This window comes from Roseinatronobacter thiooxidans (assembly GCF_001870675.1).
Taxonomy (GTDB): domain Bacteria; phylum Pseudomonadota; class Alphaproteobacteria; order Rhodobacterales; family Rhodobacteraceae; genus Roseinatronobacter; species Roseinatronobacter thiooxidans.
Genome location: NZ_MEHT01000012.1, coordinates 78,085 through 90,803, shown reverse-complemented (window position 1 = coordinate 90,803; position 12,719 = coordinate 78,085). Strand labels below are relative to the sequence as shown.

The 12,719-nt window shown below is 63.3% G+C and carries 12 protein-coding genes; 7 read left to right on the top strand and 5 right to left on the bottom strand.

Translation table 11 applies throughout. The features are described 5' to 3' along the window. Positions 1 to 27 precede the first annotated feature (27 nt). On the bottom strand, positions 28 to 1,578 hold the full coding sequence (locus tag BG455_RS07680; protein ID WP_071469437.1) for a trimethylamine methyltransferase family protein: 1,551 nt from the start codon (positions 1,576 to 1,578) through the stop codon (positions 28 to 30). A 331-nt stretch (positions 1,579 to 1,909) separates the two neighbouring features. Between BG455_RS07680 and nadA the strand changes: the two genes are divergently transcribed. The 7 genes from nadA to BG455_RS07645 all read left to right on the top strand — a co-directional run bounded on the left by nadA (position 1,910) and on the right by BG455_RS07645 (position 9,351). Beyond that, positions 1,910 to 2,959 (top strand): quinolinate synthase NadA, encoded by a 1,050-nt coding sequence (nadA, locus tag BG455_RS07675; RefSeq protein ID WP_071469404.1) that lies wholly within the window; start codon positions 1,910 to 1,912, stop codon positions 2,957 to 2,959. Between the two features lie 3 nt (positions 2,960 to 2,962). Beyond that, entirely contained in the window at positions 2,963 to 4,531 is a 1,569-nt protein-coding gene (locus BG455_RS07670) for an L-aspartate oxidase (RefSeq protein WP_071469403.1), read from the top strand. After that, positions 4,528 to 5,376 (top strand): carboxylating nicotinate-nucleotide diphosphorylase, encoded by an 849-nt coding sequence (gene nadC / locus BG455_RS07665; protein WP_071469402.1) that lies wholly within the window; start codon positions 4,528 to 4,530, stop codon positions 5,374 to 5,376. Before BG455_RS07670 ends, nadC begins: the two co-directional genes overlap by 4 nt. Before the next feature lie 144 nt (positions 5,377 to 5,520). Then, entirely contained in the window at positions 5,521 to 6,180 is a 660-nt protein-coding gene (locus tag BG455_RS07660) for a DUF1007 family protein (protein ID WP_071469401.1), read from the top strand. Continuing rightward, complete coding sequence (locus tag BG455_RS07655; protein WP_071469400.1) at positions 6,165 to 7,055, top strand: nickel/cobalt transporter; 891 nt, start codon at positions 6,165 to 6,167, stop codon at positions 7,053 to 7,055. The genes BG455_RS07660 and BG455_RS07655 overlap by 16 nt, the downstream gene beginning before the upstream one ends. Positions 7,056 to 7,096: 41 nt before the next feature. Further along, positions 7,097 to 8,473 (top strand): MATE family efflux transporter, encoded by a 1,377-nt coding sequence (locus BG455_RS07650; protein ID WP_071469399.1) that lies wholly within the window; start codon positions 7,097 to 7,099, stop codon positions 8,471 to 8,473. An 11-nt stretch (positions 8,474 to 8,484) separates the two neighbouring features. Then, positions 8,485 to 9,351 (top strand): DMT family transporter, encoded by an 867-nt coding sequence (locus tag BG455_RS07645; RefSeq protein ID WP_071469398.1) that lies wholly within the window; start codon positions 8,485 to 8,487, stop codon positions 9,349 to 9,351. Between the two features lie 41 nt (positions 9,352 to 9,392). Here BG455_RS07645 and BG455_RS07640 read toward each other — a convergent pair whose 3' ends face one another. From BG455_RS07640 to BG455_RS07625, 4 genes are read right to left on the bottom strand one after another with little or no spacing between them, the layout of a single operon-like run. Beyond that, complete coding sequence (locus BG455_RS07640; protein WP_071469397.1) at positions 9,393 to 10,082, bottom strand: ABC transporter ATP-binding protein; 690 nt, start codon at positions 10,080 to 10,082, stop codon at positions 9,393 to 9,395. Continuing rightward, positions 10,079 to 10,831: an ABC transporter ATP-binding protein gene (locus BG455_RS07635; RefSeq protein ID WP_071469396.1), complete on the bottom strand. Its 753-nt coding sequence runs from the start codon at positions 10,829 to 10,831 to the stop codon at positions 10,079 to 10,081. The genes BG455_RS07640 and BG455_RS07635 overlap by 4 nt, the downstream gene beginning before the upstream one ends. After that, positions 10,824 to 11,792: a branched-chain amino acid ABC transporter permease gene (locus tag BG455_RS07630; protein ID WP_071469436.1), complete on the bottom strand. Its 969-nt coding sequence runs from the start codon at positions 11,790 to 11,792 to the stop codon at positions 10,824 to 10,826. The genes BG455_RS07635 and BG455_RS07630 overlap by 8 nt, the downstream gene beginning before the upstream one ends. A 1-nt stretch (position 11,793) precedes the next feature. Next, positions 11,794 to 12,711, bottom strand: coding sequence for a branched-chain amino acid ABC transporter permease (locus BG455_RS07625; RefSeq protein WP_071469395.1), 918 nt, complete (start codon positions 12,709 to 12,711; stop codon positions 11,794 to 11,796). Between the last annotated feature and the right edge of the window lie 8 nt (positions 12,712 to 12,719).

Below are 12,719 nucleotides of genomic sequence, written 5' to 3'. Positions count from 1 at the left end.
GTGGTCGCTGTGCCGCACAAGCGGGGGTCAGCCAAAAGCATCCGGCTCTGACGCCTTGCGCTGGTCGATATAGGTTTGCAGCGCCTCGGAAATGCCGGGGTCCAGCATGGGTTGCTGATAATCGCCCAGCATTTTGGCCACGCGCACACTGGCCAGCGCCTGTGTGTCGCGCGCGCCGTCTTCGTCCCATGTCTCGAAGGGTTTGTAATCCAGCAGGTCAGAGCGCCAGAAGGCATCTTTGAAATTGGCCTGTGTATGCGCACAGCCCAAAAAATGCCCCCCCGGCCCGACTTCGCGCAACGCGTCCATCGCCTGCCCGTTTTCCGACATGTCCACGCCCCGCGCCATATGGTGCAATGCGCCCAGCTGGTCGGCATCCATCACGAATTTCTCGTAGGAGGACACAAGCCCCCCTTCCAGCCAACCGCAGGCATGCAGCATGAAATTCACGCCCGAGAGTAGCGCCATATTCAGGCTGTTGGCGGTTTCATAGGCGGCCTGCGCGTCGGGCAGTTTGGACCCGCAGAACGCCCCGCCCGACCGATAAGGCAACGACAAGCGCCGCGCCAGTTGCCCCGCGCCATAGGTGATCAGCGCAGCTTCGGGCGTGCCAAAGGTGGGTGCGCCGCTGTTCATGTCGATCGAGGTCACAAAAGCCCCAAAGATGACCGGCGCACCGGGGCGCACCAACTGGCTATAGGCGACGCCTGCCAGCACTTCGGCCAGCACTTGCGTCAATGTGCCCGCAACTGTCGTGGGGGCCATAGCCCCCCCCACGATAAAGGGCGAGATGATGCAGGCTTGACCCGCTTTCGCGTAAATCTCCAGCGCGCCCATCATCACCGAATCGAAGGTCAGCGGCGAGTTGATGTTGATGAGAGAGGTCATGACGGTGTTCTGGTCAACAAAGTCAGCCCCGAACAGAATCTTAGCCATCTCGACCGAATCAGCCGCGCGCACGGGTTCGGTGACCGACCCCATGAAGGGCTTGTCAGAATACAGCATATGCGCCTGAATCATGTCCAGATGGCGCTTGTTCACGGCCACATCTGTCGGCTCGCACACTGTGCCGCCCGAATGGTGCAGCCATTTCGACATATAGCCCAGCTTCACGAAATTGCGGAAATCTTCCATCGTGGCATAGCGCCGCCCGCCGGATGCATCGCGCACAAAGGGTGGGCCATAAACAGGGGCCAGCACCAGACTGCGCCCGCCAATTTCGACATTGCGGGCGGGGTTGCGGGCATGCTGGGTGAAATTGGCGGGCGCTGTGGCGCACAGCTGGCGCGCAAGGCCGCGCGGAATGCGCACACGCTCGCCCGTCACCTCGGCGCCTGCATCACGCCAGCGGGCCAGCGCGTCGGGGTTGTCCACGAAACTCACGCCAATTTCGGCCAGCACGGTTTCGGCATTGGCCTCGATAATCGCCAGCGCCTCTTCGTTCAGTACATCCAGATTGGGGATGTTGCGCTCGATATACCGCGCGGTTTCAATGCTGACGGCTGTGCGCGCCGCGCGCCGCGCGGCACCCCCCCCCGATGCGCGCCCCCGACGCGCCCCGCTTGCCGCCTGCGTCATCTCGATTGCTGGTTCCGTCATGATCCGACACTCCTGCTTGCCCTGCGCGCTGGCAGGTTCGATGCTGCTTGTTACAACCGCAATTTGCCCCCGACTGGCCAGTTTGCGGCGCTCTGGGGTGCAAAGCGACATCTCGCGCGTCCTTGTGTTGCTGGACATAGGGTCTTGAAGGGGGTATCTGGCCGCAGATGTCAGTGTGTAAGTGAACGCGCGGTATGTGGGTCTTGCCTATCTTTGGCCTGCGCGCGGGTTTTCCTTGATCTGCTGTCAGTGACGCCCATATGCAGCTCTCGCCCTCATAAAGGGCGCTGAAAGTGATCGGAGCCTTGCCATGCTGGACATGCCCGCCATCCGCGAAGACCTGAAAACGGTCTATGATCTTGCGCCAAACCCCGATTTGGCCGCGCGCATGAGTGCCGAATATTCCCGTATGTCGCGCGTCGTCTCGCCTGCGGATTGGGCCATTCATGCGCCCTATGTCGCCGCGATCAACGCGCTGAAGCGTGAACGCAATGCAGCCATTCTGGCGCATAATTACATGACGCCGCAAATTTTCCACGGCATTGCCGATGTGGTGGGCGACAGCCTGCAACTGGCGGTCGAGGCGACGCGCACCAAGGCGGATGTGATCGTGCAATGCGGTGTGCATTTCATGGCCGAGACGTCGAAAATCCTGAACCCGTCCAAAATCGTGCTGATGCCGGATATGGAAGCGGGCTGTTCGCTGGCCGACAGCATTACCGCAGAAGGGGTGGCGCAGATGCGCGCGCAATATCCCGGCGCGCCTGTGGTGTCTTATGTCAACACCACCGCCGAGGTGAAGGCCGCGTCTGACATCTGCTGCACCTCTGCCAATGCGGTGCAGATCATCCGTGCGCTGGAGGCGGACACGATCATCATGACGCCAGACAAGTATCTGGCGCAGAATGTGGCCGCCCTTGTGCCTGAAAAACGCATTGTGTGGTGGGACGGGGCATGCATTGTGCATGAACAATACACCGCGCAGGATATCCGCGAGTTCCGCGAGTGGAACCCCGGCACCCGCATCATCGCGCATCCCGAATGCCCCCCCGAAGTGGTGGCCGAGGCTGATTTCTCCGGCTCGACCAAAGGTATTCTGGATTATGTCAGCGCTGAACGCCCCGCGCGTGCGATGCTGGTGACCGAATGCTCGATGGCGTCCAACATCTCTGACGCGCATCCCGATGTCGAATTTATCGGCCCGTGCAACATGTGCCCGTTCATGAAAAAGATCACGCTGGAAAAGGTGCTGTGGTCGCTGCACACAATGACAACCCAGATCGAGGTTGCACCCGAGGTGGCCGATAAGGCGCGACTGGCGGTTCAGCGCATGATCGACCTTTCGGCAGCAAAGGGCTGATCTGTGGTCACGACTGACCGCGTCGTAATTGTGGGGGCGGGTCTGGGTGGCTTATATGCCGCGCTGGCACTGGCCCCGCTGCCTGTGCTGATCATCTCGCCCGAGACATTGGGCGAAGGGGCCTCTTCCGCTTGGGCGCAGGGGGGTATTGCGGCGGCGATGGCGCAGGGCGACACGCCCGAAGCCCATGCGCGCGATACGGTGCTTGCAGGCGCGGGCACGGTGGACGCGGGAATCGCAGCGCTGGTCACTGCGGCGGCGCGTGACCATATTCTTGACCTGACGGATGCTGGCACCCCTTTTGACCGCGATGGCGCAGGCAATTACATCCTGAACCACGAGGCCGCGCATTCCACCGCCCGCGTGGTGCGGGTCAAGGGCGATCAGGCAGGCCGCAAGATTATGGAAACCCTGATAGCCACTGTCCGCGCCACCCCGTCGGTGCAGGTGATGGAACGGGTTGTGGCCCAAGGGCTGGTTGTGGATGCAGGCCGCGTCACCGGCGTGATGCTGGCCCGGCTAGAGGGAGAGGGCGTCTCGAAACCTGTGACGCTGCATGCGCCTGCGGTGTTGCTGGCGGGCGGTGGCTCTGGCGGGTTATACGCGCTGACAACCAACCCGCCGCGCATTCGCGGGCAGGTGATGGGGCTGGCCGCGCGGGCGGGTGCGGAAATGGCGGATATGGAATTCGTGCAGTTCCACCCCACCGCAATGGATCTGGGGCTGGACCCAGCCCCGCTGGCAACCGAAGCCTTGCGCGGCGAAGGCGCGCTGCTGGTCAATTCGGATGGCGATTATTTCATGGCGGCTGTGCACGATCTGGCCGAACTTGCGCCGCGTGATATCGTGGCCCGTGCGGTTTTCGCGCAGACACAGGCGGGCAAACGGCCCGCTTTGGATACGCGCGCAGCGATTGGCGCGGAAATATACGCGCGCTTTCCCGCAGTGACGGACGCCTGCCGCAAGGCGGGGCTGGACCCGGCACACGCCGTAATCCCTGTGGCCGCAGCGGCGCATTATCATATGGGCGGAGTTGCGACCGATGCGCGGGGGCGATCCTCGCTGCCCGGATTATGGGTCTGTGGCGAAGCGGCCTCGACCGGGTTGCACGGGGCGAACCGCCTTGCCTCTAACGGGGTGTTGGAGGCGCTGGTCTTTGCCCGACGCGCCGCGCAAGATATCCGTCAGGATTGGTCGGCACCTGCCGCCGACCCCGTGCCGCTTGAGCTGCCCTTCCTGTCTGGCGGTGTGCTGCCTGCACCAGATGCAGTGACAGCGCTACGCCATCTGATGACCGATCTGGTGGGCGTGCGCCGCACTGGCGCGGGGTTGCAACAGGCGCTGGCGCAGATCGCAGCGCTTGAACAAGCACAGCCCGACTCGCCCGATTTTCAGAATATGTGCGCGACGGCCACGCTGATTGCGGCCTGTGCTTTGGCCCGTTGCGAAAGCCGGGGCGCGCATTGGCGCGACGATTACCCCGACACGAACCCGGACAAGGCGCAGCGCTCTCGGCTGACATTGAATGACGCCTTGCGCCTGCGCCAAGCCGCCTGCACGGAGATGACATGACACATTCCCCCTTGCCCGACCTGCTGGTTGAACCTTTGGTGCGCGCGGCCCTGATCGAGGATCTGGGGCCTTCGGGCGATGTAACCTCGGCTGCGGTGATCCCGCAGGGCCTGCGCTACAGTGCAAGGCTGAATGCGCGGCAGGATGGTGTGATCTCGGGCATGCAACTGGCGCAAATCGCGCTCCGGCTTGTCGACCCGTCGCTAGTGGTGACTGTCCACCGCGCGGATGGCAGCGCAGTCGTAGCAGGCGAGACAGTCATGACGATTGAAGGGGCGGCCACATCCATTCTGGCGGGCGAGCGTGTGGCGCTGAATTTCGCAGGCCGCCTGTCAGGCATTGCCACGCTAACGGCGGCTTTCGTGGCGCGCACTGCAGGGACATCGGCGCGCATCACCTGCACCCGCAAGACGACGCCGGGTTTGCGGTTGGTGGAAAAGCAGGCGGTTCTGCATGGGGGCGGTGCGGCGCATCGCTTCGGGCTGTCGGATGCGCTGTTGATCAAGGACAACCACATCGCGGCGGCGGGCGGCATTGTGCCCGCGCTGCGCGCCGCGCGCACAAGCGCCAGCCACATGCGCCGCATCGAGATCGAGGTTGATACACTGGCCCAACTGGAAGATGTGCTGGCAACCGGCGGCGCGGATGTGGTGTTGCTGGACAATATGACGACAGCCGACCTGACAGCAGCGGTGCAGCGTGTGGCCGGGCAGGTGGTGACCGAGGCATCGGGCACCATGCGGCTGGAGCGGATCGCCGAAGTGGCGGCAACGGGGGTTGATTTCATTTCCGTAGGCGCGCTGACCCATTCGGCCCCTGTTCTGGATCTGGGGCTGGATTTCTGAACCAGAGGCGATCTGCACCGCGCCGCTGCAACGCGCCCCACCCACCCACCCTTGCGCGCCGCAGCGCCGCGGTGCAGATCGCCCAAGCGTGACTTGTGGGAGAAGCGCGCGGGTTGTAGGTTTTGCGCCAAACCGGAGGGGCAGATGAGACTTTTGCAGATTTTCGTCGCTGCGTGCTGCGCCTTTGGGCTGGGCAGCCCTGCCTTGGCGCATCCGCATATTTTTGTGGATGTGGAGTTGGAAATCGTCTTTGACAGCGATGGCGCCCCCGAGGGGGTTTGGATATCATGGGCCTATGATCCGATGTTTTCCATGCTGCTTGTGTCTGACTTGGGGTTGGACCCCGATTTTACCGGCGAGATTTCAGAGGAGGAGCGCGCCGCGCTGGACGGCTTCGACATGAACTGGATCGAGGATTACCACGGCGACACCCATGCCACGCAAAATGGCGCGCCGCTTGCGTTAAGCGGGCCGGTTGAATGGGCCTCGGATTACCGCGACGGGCAGCTGACCTCGCGGCATCTGCGCCTGCTGGAAGACCAGCCAGACCCCGCGCAGGAATGGGTACTGGCCGTCTATGACCCCACCTATTATACCAGTTACGGCATTGTCGGCACCCCAAAGGTGCGGGGGCGCAGCGATTGCACGGTCCGTGTGTTTGAACCCGACTGGAGCGTGGCAGGCGCACAGATGGAAGCGGCACTGGAAGAGGTGCTGGGCGCGGGCGGCGATATCGAGGCCGACTTTCCCGCTGTAGGCGCGCTGTTTGCAGAAGAGGTGCGGATTTCATGCACCGCACCCTGATCGTGATCGCACTGGCGGGGGGGCTTGCCGCGCTGGCCTATCTGGCGGGCGGCATGGACCAGATCGCGCATTGGGCGCAGGCCGCGCAGCGCGGGTTTCAGGACCAGATGGCGCTGGGCCTGCGCGCCCTGCGCAGGGGCGAGCCGGGCGCGCTTGCGGCCTTTTGGGGCCTGTGTTTCGCCTATGGGTTTGTCCATGCAGTCGGGCCGGGGCATGGCAAGTTTCTGCTGGGCGCATATGGCGCGGGCAGTCAGGTGCCGCTGGGGCGCATGGTGGGGATCGGGTTGATCTCGTCCTTGGCGCAAGGGGCGAGTGCCATTGCGCTGGTCTATGCGGGGGTGCTGATCTTTGACGCCTCGCGCGAGGCGATGCAGATGGCAGGCGATATCTGGCTGGAACGTGCCAGCCTGATCGCAATCGCGCTGATCGGCTTGTGGCTTTTGAGCCGCGCGGCGCGCAAGGTCATCCGCCAGACGATGGCCGCCCCTGTCATGGTGACAGAGCACGGCCATTGCGACAGCTGCGGCCATCGGCATGGCCCCGACATGCATGAGGTGGCGCAAGCAAAGGGGTGGCGCGATATGGCGCTGCTGGTCGGCGCAATTGCCATTCGGCCCTGTACCGGCGCGCTGTTTGTGCTGATTCTGACATGGCGTATGGGGTTGGTCTGGCAGGGCATCGTCGCGGTGATGGTGATGGCGCTGGGCACGGCTGCGGTGACCATCGCAGTTGCATCAACCGCAGTTCTGGCCCGCGACGGGGTGTTGGGCTGGGCGCAGACTCCGGGGCGCGCGCGCCTGTTTGGTGCGGCGCTGGAAGGGCTGGCGGGGCTGTTCATTCTGTTTGTGGCGCTGAACATGTTAAAAACTTTCTAAGCCGACTTGCCGCGCCTTGCGCTTGGCGCTAACCCTGCCACATGAACGCAAGCTTGCCCGTTTTCAGCACAAATCTGCGCCGTGTTCTGGCGCTGGGACTGCCCCTTGCGGGCAGTCATCTGGCGCAGTTCATGCTAGCTGTCACTGACACGATCATGCTGGGCTGGTATGGCGTGGTTGATCTGGCGGCGGGTGTGCTGGGGGCGGCGCTGTTTTTTGCGGTTTTCACCTTTGGCACAGGCTTTGCCAATGCGGTCATGCCAATGGTGGCCACGGCGGCATCCTCGGGGCAGGAAACCGAAGTGCGGCGCGCCACGCGCATGGGGCTGTGGCTGTCGATTGCCTTTGGACTGGGTGCACTGCCTGTGTTCTGGTTTTCGGGCGCGCTGCTGACTCTGCTGGGCCAGCCGGAAGATGTGATCCCGCTGGCCGAAGCCTATATGCGGCTTCTGGGCTTTTCGCTGGTGCCTGCGCTGATTGTCATGGTGCTGAAAAACTACCTTGCAGCACTGGGGCATACGCAGGTGGCGCTGTGGATCACGGTTGCGGCGGTGGTGCTGAACATCGGGCTGAACTGGGTCTTGATTTTCGGCAATTTGGGCATGCCCGAAATGGGCGTGCGCGGTGCGGCGATTGCCACAATTGCGGTCAATCTTGTGACAGCGGGCGCGCTGGCGCTGTATTGCGCGCTGCAACCCGCGCTGAAGCGCTACACGCTGTTCCAGCGGTTCTGGCGTGCCGACTGGCAGGCGATGGGGCAGGTCTGGCGGCTGGGCTGGCCGATTGGCGTGGCGCTGGTGGCTGAAACGGCGCTGTTTTCGGCGGCAACTGTGATGGTGGGCTGGATTGGCACGCATGAACTGGCCGCGCATGGCATTGCGCTGGAAATCTCGGCGATGCTGTTCATGGTGCATCTGGGCTTCTCCAATGCGGCCACTGTGCTGGTGGGCCGTGCGCGCGGAAAGCGCGATCAGGCGGGGTTGCGCGCGGGTGCGACTGTGGCAGTGGCGGTTTCGATGGCGTTTGCGACTGCGACGATGATCTTGTATTTCGCGGCAGGTCCGTTTCTGGTGGGGCTATTCCTGTCCCCGGATGAACCCGCGCGCGCAACGATCATCGTGATCGGCGCGTCCTTTCTGATAGTGGCGGCCGTGTTCCAGCTGGCAGATGGTGCGCAGGTTATGGCGATGGGCTTGCTGCGCGGGGTGCAGGATACGCGCGTGCCGATGCTGATTGCGGCCTTCAGCTATTGGGGCGTGGGCCTGCCGGCCAGCTATCTGTTCGGCATTGTGCTGGGCTGGGGGGGCGAAGGGGTCTGGGCCGGGCTGGTCGTGGGGCTGTCTGTTGCGGCTGTGTTGTTGATGCTGCGCTTCTGGCGCGGACCGGGGCGGGCAGATGCCCAACCTTGGGCAAAGTAAGGGGCAAGTCCATGGATATACGCGCAATTGCGATGGGGCTGGCCTTTGCGCTGATGTGGTCTTCGGCCTTTACCTCGGCACGGATGATCGTGGCGGATGCACCGCCGCTTTATGCCCTCAGCCTGCGGTTTCTGATTTCCGGCCTGATCGGCTTGGCGATTGCGCGCGCACTGGGGCAAAGCTGGCGGCTGACGCCTGCGCAATGGCGCGCAACCATCGTGTTCGGCATCTCGCAAAATGCGCTGTATCTGGGGCTGAATTTCGTGGCGATGCAGACAGTCGAGGCGTCGGTCGCGGCGATTATCGCGTCGACCATGCCGCTGCTGGTTGCCTTGTCGGGGTGGCTGATCTTGCGCGAATACCTGCGCCCCTTGGCGATTGCGGGGCTGTTTGCAGGGTTCGCAGGGGTGGCGCTGATCATGGGCGCGCGGATCACAGGCGGGCTGGACCTGTTTGGTGTGGCGCTTTGCGTGCTGGGGGTTGTGTCGCTGACAGTCGCAACCATGAGCATGCGCGGGGCATCGGGCACAGGCGGCAACCTGCTGACAATCGTGGGCATGCAAATGCTGGTGGGCGCGGCAATCCTGATTGTGCCCGCAACGCTGCTGGAGGTGCCAGAGGTCAACTGGACATGGCAGTTATTGGGGGCGTTCAGCTATACCGTGCTGGTGCCGGGGCTGGCGGCGACATGGGTGTGGTTCCTGCTGGTCGCGCGTATTGGCGCAGTGCAGGCGGCGACCTTTCATTTCCTCAACCCGTTTTTCGGAGTGGCGGTGGCGGCGGTCTTGCTGGGCGAGCGGTTGGGTGTGTTCGACGTGATCGGCGTGCTGGTGATCATGGGTGGCATTCTGGCCGTGCAGCGCGCGCGTATCCCCTGAGGGGGCACGCCCGCCTTGAGTATTTTTCGCAAGAAAATGGATCAGACGCCCAGATAAGTGGTGGCAATGTCGGCAGACAGGGCTTCGGGCTGGCCCTGCCACGCGACGGCGCCGCGTTCCAGTATCACGCAATGATCTGCGAAAGGCAGGATTTCCGACAGCGTCTTGTCCACCAGAAGAATGGACAGGCCATCAGCTTTCAGCTTGGTTATCGCGGCCCAGATTTCCTGACGGATGACAGGGGCCAGCCCCTCTGTCGCTTCATCCAGCACCAGAAGGCGCGGATTGGTCATAAGCGCGCGGCCAATGGCCAGCATTTGCTGCTCGCCCCCTGACAGGGTGGCGGCAAGCTGATGCGTGCGTTCGGCCAGCCGTGGAAAGAAACCCTGCACGCGCGCCAGATCCCAAGGGCCGGGGCGCGCGCTGGCGATCAGGTTTTCGGTGACGGTCAGGTTGGGAAAGCAGCGCCGCCCCTCGGGCACCAGCCCGATGCCAAGGCGCGCGGCGCGAAACGATGGCGCGGCGCTGATATCGCGCCCCGCAAAGCGCACTGCGCCTGTGCGCAAGGGCAGCATGCGGCAGGCGGTGGCGATGGTGGTGCTTTTGCCCATGCCATTGCGGCCCATCAGGGCCACGGCCTGCCCTTCGCGGACCTGCAAACTGACGCCGAACAGCGCTTGCGAGGCACCGTAGAATACATGCAGGTTTTCGAGGTCGAGAAGGGGGGTCATGCTGTTTCCTCGCCCAGATAGACGGCGCGGACCTGCGGGTTGGCGCGGATCTCTGCCGCGCTGCCGGTGGCGATGATGCGGCCATAGACCAGCACCGAGATACGGTCGGCCAGTTGAAAGACCGCGTCCATGTCATGCTCGATCAGCAGGATCGGGGCTTCTTGCTTCAAGGCGCGCAGGAAGGTGACAAGGCGGGCAGTTCCTTCCGCGCCCAGACCGGCCATAGGTTCGTCCAGCAAAAAGCATTTGGGGGCCAGCGCCAGTGCGACAGCAATTTCCAGCAGCCGCCTTTCGCCATGGCTGAGCATCGCCGCCTCGACCGAGGCGCGGGGGGCAAGACCCACACGCGCCAGCAGGGCGCGCGCGCCATCGCGCAGGGGTGCGTCATGATTGACAGGGCGCAGGAAGCGGTAGCTGTGCCCCTGGCGCGCCTGAAGTGCCAGCATGACATTGCGCAGCGCCGAGTAGTCGGGGATGAGCGAGGAGACCTGAAAGCTGCGCCCCAGCCCCGCGCGTGCGCGGCGCGCGACAGAGAGCGTGGTGATATCGGCACCATTCAGCATGACCTGCCCTGCATCCGGCGCGGTCTTGCCCGAGATCAGACCCATCAAGGTGGATTTGCCCGCACCATTGGGACCGATCAGCGCGTGGATTTCCCCTTTGTACAGTGTGAGGGACACATCATCTGTGGCCTTCAGCGCGCCGAAGCTTTTGGACAGGCCGCGCAGGTCCAGAACGGGGTCAGCCATTTTGCGCCCTTCCTGCGATCAGTCCGATCAGCCCGCCGCGCGCGAACAGCACAACTGCCAGCAGCACAAGGCCCAGCCAGAGTTTCCAATGTTCGGTCAGCCCGCCGAAGAACACCTCGAACCCCACAAGAATGGCCGCGCCCGCAACTGGCCCGAACAGGCGACCCACCCCGCCCAGAATGATGATGACGATCAATTCGCCCGACATGGTCCATGCCATCATTGCGGGGCTGACAAAGCGGGTGAGGTCGGCCATCATCGCGCCTGCCAGCCCTGTGATCATGCCTGACAGGACAAAGGCCACCAGTTTGATGCCAAAGGGCGAAATGCCGATAGCGGCGGCGCGGTCGGGGTTCTGGCGAATGGCCATCAGGGCCGCGCCAAAGCGGGCGGCGCGCAGCATCGCAAATAGGGCGAGGGTGACCAGCAGCACGCCATAAGCGACCAGAAACAATTCCCATGGCCGCGCCGTGTTCAGGCCGGGAAACTGGTTGCGCATAAAGATTGGCAAACCGTCTTCGCCGCCATAAGCGGGCCATGACAGGGTAAAGAAAAACCCCATCTGCGCAAAGGCCAGTGTAATCATGATGAAGAAAATGCCTGAAGTCCGCAGCGACAGCGCGCCCACGATGCCAGCGACCAGCCCGGACACCACCATCGCCACGCCCCAGATGGGCAGCATCTGGTTGGTGCCAGGCAGGCCCATGACCGTGGTGCCGTTGAAAGCGTGATAGGCGGCAATCCCTGCTACATAGCCGCCAACACCCAAATACAGCGCATGGCCAAAGCTGACCATACCCCCCAGCCCCAGCGCGATATTCAGGCCCACAGCGGCAATGGCCAGAATGGCGATACGGGTCGCGAGTGTGATGATGAACGGCTCATTCGCCATCCATGCCCAGAGGGGGACAGCAAAAAGCGCACCCGCCAGCAGGGCATTGAGCAGCCATTCCTTGCGCAGATTATCCATGGGCGGGGAACAGTCCTTTGGGGCGGAAGATCAGCACAAGCGCCATCAGCAGGTAGATCAACATGGAGGCAAGCGCCGCCCCCACCCCCATGGCCTGCGATGTGTCCATGAAGGTGGCGAAAATGCGGGGCAGCAGAAACCGGCCCATCGTGTCAATCACGCCCACCAGCAGCGCGCCCACCATCGCCCCCTTGATCGAGCCGATCCCGCCAATGACAATGACGACAAAGGCCACAATAAGCACAGGCTCGCCCATGCCCACCTGCACCGACTGGATAGCGCCCACCAGCGCGCCCGCAAGCCCTGCAAGCGCTGCGCCAAGGGCAAAGACGATTGTGTAGAGCGCGCGGATATTGACGCCAAGGGCTGCGATCATCTCGCGGTCGGTCGAGCCTGCGCGGATCTGGATGCCAAGGCGGGTTTTGGCAATCAGCGCCCACAGCCCCACGGCCACGGCCAGCCCGAAGCCGATCAGCGCCAGCCGGTAGAGCGAATAGTCCACCACCCCAAGGCTGACCGTGCCGCGCAAGCTGTCTGGCACGTTCAGGTAAAGCGGGAAGGGGCCAAAGACCATGCGCACACCTTCCGACAGGATGAGGATCAGCGCGAAAGTGGCCAGCACCTGATCCAGATGGTCGCGCGCATAAAGCCGGCGGATGACGATCATCTCGATCAATGCGCCTGCGGCAGCGGCGGCGGCAATGCCCGCCATCAGCCCCAGCCAGAAATTACCCGTCGCCCCCGCGACCGCCGCGCATAGAAACGCGCCGATCATATAAAGCGAGCCATGCGCCAGATTGATCAGCCCCATCACGCCAAAGACCAGCGTCAGGCCAGCTGACATCAGAAACAGCATCAGCCCGAATTGCACGCCGTTGAGAAGCTGCTCTAGCACCAGTGCAAGAGACATGGGACATT